The sequence below is a fragment of the Clostridium oryzae genome (assembly GCF_002029235.1).
Lineage (GTDB): Bacteria > Bacillota > Clostridia > Clostridiales > Clostridiaceae > Clostridium_AE > Clostridium_AE oryzae.
Window position 1 is genome coordinate 21,189 of sequence record NZ_MZGV01000051.1, and the last position, 6,000, is coordinate 27,188.

The window sequence follows — 6,000 nt, forward strand, 5'->3', positions numbered from 1 at the left end:
TGATGAAGAAAGTAGATATATGAGTTTTACTAGAGAGGAAAAGTCAAGGCTGGGAGCTTTTCTTAAAAGGAGTATATTGAAGTTCACTTCGGAGTACTGACTGTGAAAATATCTTAGTAGCAGCCAGCGGTGAGAGTCGTTAAATTTATCTAAGAGAACAGAGGTTGCTCTGTTAATTAGGGTGGTACCGCGGAATATCCGTCCCTTTTAGGGGCGTTTTTTTTATGCTTTTTTTAAGGCTATTCAAGGAAACCTATAAAGAGAAAGGGGATAAATCATGAAAGAAAAACTTAACGCTATAAAAGAATTAGCAGAAAAAGAAATAAGTAATGCTGTTAATATTAGCGATTTTGAAGCATTAAGAGTTAAATATCTTGGAAAAAAAGGAGAACTTACAGCAATACTCAGAGGCATGGGAGCACTTTCAGCTGAAGAGAGACCTGTTATAGGAAAAATAGCAAACCAAGTAAGAGCAGCAATAGAAGATGCGTTAGAAAGTTCAGTAAAGAAGATAAAAGAGAAAGCAAAACAGGAAAAACTTCAGAATGATGTGATTGATATATCACTTCCAGGAAGGAAGAATAGAGTTGGGAGAAAGCATCCGTTAGAGTTAGCTTTAGATGGCATGAAGGATATATTTATATCAATGGGCTTCACAATAGAAGATGGACCAGAGGTTGAATTAGACTATTATAACTTTGAAGCGTTAAATATACCTAAAAATCATCCTGCAAGGAGCGAGCAGGACACATTTTATATAAACGATAATGTGGTACTTAGGACGCAGACTTCACCGGTTCAAATACGAGTAATGGAAAATCAAAAGCCTCCGATAAGAATGATATCACCAGGAAAGGTTTTTAGATCAGATGCTGTTGATGCAACACATTCACCTATATTCTATCAAATGGAAGGTTTGGTAGTAGATAAGGGTATAACCTTTGCTGATTTAAAAGGTACTCTTGAAATGTTTGCAAAGAAGATGTTTGGAGATGACGTTAAAACAAAGTTCAGGCCACACCATTTTCCATTTACTGAGCCTTCAGCAGAAATGGATGCAACTTGCTTCGTATGTAATGGAGAAGGTTGCAAGGTATGTAAAGGCAGCGGCTGGATAGAACTTTTGGGCTGCGGTATGGTTCACCCTGACGTGCTCAGACACGGCGGAATAGATCCAGAGGTTTACAGCGGATTTGCATTTGGTTTTGGTATAGATAGAATGGTTATGCTTAAGTATGCTTTAGATGATATAAGGCTTTTATATGAAAGTGATATGAGATTCTTAAATCAATTTTAGTTTATAATTCGGGAGGTATTATGATATGAAAGTTCCAGTAAAATGGTTAAAAGATTATGTAGATATAGATATATCACCGGAAGAGCTAGGAGATAAACTTACTCTTTCTGGTTCAAAGGTAGAAGAGGTTATAATAAGCGGAGCAGAAATTCAAAATGTTGTTACAGGAAAAATTTTAAAGATAGAACCTCATCCAGATGCTGAAAAGTTAGTTATTTGTCAGGTAGAAGTAGGTAAAGATGAGCCTATACAGATTGTAACAGGTGCTCCAAACATGAAGGAGAATGATATAGTACCAGTAGCACTTCATGGGTCAACACTTCCAGGAGGAGTAAAAATCAAGAAGGGTAAACTTAGAGGAGTTTTATCAAATGGTATGATGTGTTCTTCAGATGAACTTGGAATTGTAGTTGAGCATCCAGTGTACGGACTCATGATATTACCAGAGAATACTCCTATAGGAGTAGATATAAAAGAGGCATTGGGACTTAGCAGTGCAGTAATAGATTTCGAAATAACTTCAAATAGACCGGATTGCTTAAGTGTGCTCGGCATAGCAAGAGAGACAGCAGCAACACTTAACAGAAGTTACAAGAAGCCAGAAACAGGTTACAATTCAGATAAAAGTTCTAATATAAATGACCAGTTAAAGGTTGAAGTAAAGGATAGTCTGTGCAAAAGATATATGTCTAGAATGATTAAAAATGTAAAGATAGAGTCATCTCCAAATTGGATGCAAGAAAGGCTTACAGAAGCAGGAGTAAGACCTATAAACAACATAGTAGATATAACAAACTTTGTAATGCTTGAGTTGGGGCAGCCAATGCATGCTTTTGACAAAAGACAGATTTCTTCCAATAGAATAGTTGTAGAAAGAGCAAAAGATGGCGAGAAGTTCACTACGCTGGATGAAATAGAAAGAAATCTTACTTCTGATGTGCTGTGCATAAAAGATGGTGAAACTACAGTTGCTTTAGCAGGTATAATGGGAGGTTTGGATTCCGAGATAAAAGAGGATACAACAGAAGTTGTATTTGAAAGTGCCTGCTTTGATGGTACTAATATAAGAGTGTCGGCACAAAGGTTAGCTTTAAGGACGGAGGCTTCTTCAAGATATGAAAAGGATCTAGATCCAAACTTAGCTGAGATGGCACTTAATAGAGCTTGCAATCTTGTTGAACAGTTAAATGCAGGAATCATAGTAGATGGAACAATTGATGTATATGAAAATCCAGTAACCGCTAAGAAATTAGAGGTAGATGCAAACTGGATTAATAAGTTTTTAGGAACGGATATGTCATTTACTGATATGAAAGCATATTTAGAGAGATTAGAACTTCCTACAGAAGTCATAGGTGATAAACTTTCAATAACAGTACCGACTTTTAGAACTGATATAAATATAAAAGAAGATGTAGCAGAAGAGGTCGCAAGAATATTCGGATACGATAAAATTCCTACAACACTTATGAGCAGCAATTCCTTAAAAGGCGGAAAAAATGAAAGACAAAAGACAGACGATACTGTAATAGCGAGACTTATAGCTTCAGGATTAAACCAGTCTATAAGCTATGCATTTATCAGTCCAAAGGCTTTTGATAAAATAAATCTTCCTGAGGACAGCGTTTTGAGAAACACTGTAAAGATAAGAAATCCTCTAGGAGAAGATTACAGTGTAATGAGAACAACAACTGCTGCTTCTATGATGGAAAATATGGCAAGAAATTATTCCAGAAGCAATGCAGAAGCATACCTTTTTGAGATAGGAAGAGTGTATATCCCTGTAGAAGGAAAGGAACTTCCAAATGAGAAGAACATTCTTACTGTAGGAATGTATGGTGATGTAGAGTATGTAAACTTAAAAGGAGTAGTTGAAAATCTGCTTGATATACTTGGAATAGATTTTGTAAAATATGAAAGAGAAACAGATAATGCAGTATACCATCCTGGAAAGACAGCAGCTTTAATGATAAGAAATGAAAAGGCTGGCGTATTTGGAGAGGTACATCCTGATGTCTGCGATAATTATGGTATAGATGTACCGGTATTCTTAGCAGAATTAAATCTTGATATACTATATAGACATGCAAATATGAACAGAAAATATACACCGCTTCCAAAGTATCCAGCAGTGAGCAGAGATATGGCATTGCTAATAGATGATAGCATTTTAGTACAGGATATTGAGGAAATAATCAAGAAGCAGGGCGGAAGTCTTATGGAAGGATATAAACTATTCGATATCTATAAGGGTAAGCAGATACCGGATGGAAAAAAATCCGTAGCATACTCCATAACCTACAGAGCTAATAAAACCCTTACGGATGATGAAGTTACAAAGGTTCATAATAAGATACTTAAGACCTGTGAATATAAATTAGGTGCACAACTTCGTTAATAAATGTTTTATATGTGCCATATCTGTGTTAAAATGTATATATAGATAAACAATACGGAAATTTAACATACTCGTTGTGAAATATCAAATGTTTATCAACATTTCACCCTGTGTATGTTAATGGTTGAAGTTGTTTATATACAGGTGTTTTAATGTTATCTAAGAGGGTGTTTACATGAATATGGTTACTGTTAAAATAAATGGTATTGAGTATAATCTAAAAGGTGAAGAAAGAGAAGAGTATTTACATAGGATAGCTGCTTATGTTGATAAGAAAATCAAGTCGATCATGAGCAACAATCCCAAGCTTAGTACTACTTCGTCTGCAGTACTTGCTGCTGTTAATTGTGTAGATGATTTGTTCAAGAGTCAGGGCACTTGTGAAGAATTGCAGAAAAAGCTGAATGATATGAAAAAACAAGATGTTAGTTCTGCTAAGCAGATAGAGGATTTAAAGGAAGAGATTAAGAAACTTCATAGCAGCAACGAAGAACTTACAGCAAAGCTCAATGGTAATGAAATGAAAATAGAACTTAAAAAAAAGCAGGAAGATATTGAACATTTAAAGAATGAATTAAAAGAATCAAAGATGAGCGTCGAGAAGTATGCTGATGATTATCAAAATTTTGATGCTGAAAAAAAGGAACTTAAATTCCAACTTCAGTCTGCTAGGTATAAAATAATTAATCTTCAGAATAAGCTGATGGAAAGTCAAATCGAACTCGCGAAGTATAAAAAACTAAAAGATCCTCTTATAAATGAGGGAGGCAATTAAAAAAACTGTATGGATTTATTATTGATCCATACAGTTTTTTTAATTTCTAGGAAATTATGTATTTTGCCAATTGTGGATAACTCTAAATTAATATCAAGATACACCACTAAATAGGAGAAAAGGTGATTGCTAAATAAAAAAACGATACAACGTGTTTACGAAGAAATTAAAAAGAGACAGTAATATATTTTGAAATTAGAGAATTAAGATAAGAAGGCAACAGAAGCAGTATAATAAAAGCATCTTGTTAATATTAAGAGTTAGGGCATTAAAAATGGTTACATCCGACGGAGGCATTTGGAGTGAGTTTAGCAATTACCCATGTCTTTTAGGCAAATTTCCGTTAAGATGGCGAATTGTTTGAGGCGCAGCCGAGTTATGAGCCATTAGGAAATTTGACTAAAAGATGCGGTGAAATTGCTTAACGAGCTGAACTAGCCGATATAGGGTGTAACCATTTTTTATTAATGAAACAACTTTTTGAATAACTGTTTGTTTATCTGTGTATTTAACTCATTAATTTTTTCATCTCTTATATATATTTCGTTAGATAATGAATTAATAATATAATTAAGTTTACCTAGCATTAACTCATCTTCTGTTTTGTTAGTATCAGGTACAAAGATTTTATTGTTTAGCAAGGATTTAGCTTTGCCATCTATGATTGTATTAATGCCATTTTTCAGTTTTGCATAGTTACTTATAATTTGCATTAACTTCTTGTCCTTTTCAATAAGTACAAGTTGCATATGTCTTATACTGCTGGAAAGCAAAAAGTTTGTATTTTTTTTAGTATCATCAATAACAGCATAATTTTTAGTTTCTTTTGTTTGTTTATTTTTAATATCTAATATAAATAGAGGGTTATCAGTGGCAGACAATATGGAGTAATTACTTTTATTGCCAATATCATATGGATGGCTAGATAGATATATGGACTTAAAGGTATCTTTTTCAGCTGATTTGGTAAATATATTTCTATTTAATATTTTAGTGCCAGACATATCTGTAGATAAATATTCTATATTATTTTCATACTCCCATAATACGTATATAAATTGACCGTTAAAGGTTATGGATGGTTTTATGGAATTTTTTATTGGATCTGACAGCAGCAAAGGCTGAGACCAAGCTGTTTTTTGCTGCTTAAGACCTTTATAGATTAAATAGGTTAAAATATTATGGTTATTAAAACTATTAAAATAGATTAATGCAGTACCTGATTTATTTATAAAAAATGACGTATTAAAACATTGAGGTAAATAAAGAGTATCTATATCTTCCCAACCTTTGAACTTTAGATTGAATTTTTTAATTATATAATTTCCGAGATTATCTCTTCGGGAAAAAATATAGAGTTCATCGTTGACACAGTCGATTAAATAGGGACTTATATACTTTTTAGCCTGTATATTAGTAACTTCATCACTGAACCAATCACCATTATAGTAATAATTGTGATACAGATACCAGTTAGTAGAAGTATTTTTTCTAATAACATAGAAAATATGAGGAGAATTATTAATTAAC

4 protein-coding genes and 1 other annotated feature (1 of these 5 cut by a window edge) are annotated in these 6,000 nt (G+C 33.4%); of the genes, 3 read left to right on the forward strand and 1 reads right to left on the reverse strand.

Features of this window, described 5'->3' with window-relative positions; all coding sequences use genetic code 11:
- Positions 1-209, forward strand: a binding site (T-box leader) (it extends 10 nt beyond the left edge of the window).
- 68 nt (positions 210-277) lie between these two features.
- From pheS to CLORY_RS17360, 3 genes are all read left to right on the forward strand, one after another.
- Positions 278-1,297: a phenylalanine--tRNA ligase subunit alpha gene (gene pheS, locus CLORY_RS17350; RefSeq protein WP_079426811.1), complete on the forward strand. Its 1,020-nt coding sequence runs from the start codon at positions 278-280 to the stop codon at positions 1,295-1,297.
- Positions 1,298-1,322: 25 nt separating this feature from the next.
- Entirely contained in the window at positions 1,323-3,695 is a 2,373-nt protein-coding gene (gene pheT / locus CLORY_RS17355) for a phenylalanine--tRNA ligase subunit beta (RefSeq protein WP_079426813.1), read from the forward strand.
- Positions 3,696-3,870: 175 nt separating this feature from the next.
- Positions 3,871-4,470, forward strand: coding sequence for a cell division protein ZapA (locus CLORY_RS17360; protein WP_079426815.1), 600 nt, complete (start codon positions 3,871-3,873; stop codon positions 4,468-4,470).
- Positions 4,471-4,934: 464 nt separating this feature from the next.
- Here CLORY_RS17360 and CLORY_RS23370 read toward each other — a convergent pair.
- The coding region (locus CLORY_RS23370; protein WP_169911665.1) for a hypothetical protein at positions 4,935-6,000 on the reverse strand (1,066 nt) is incomplete at its 5' end.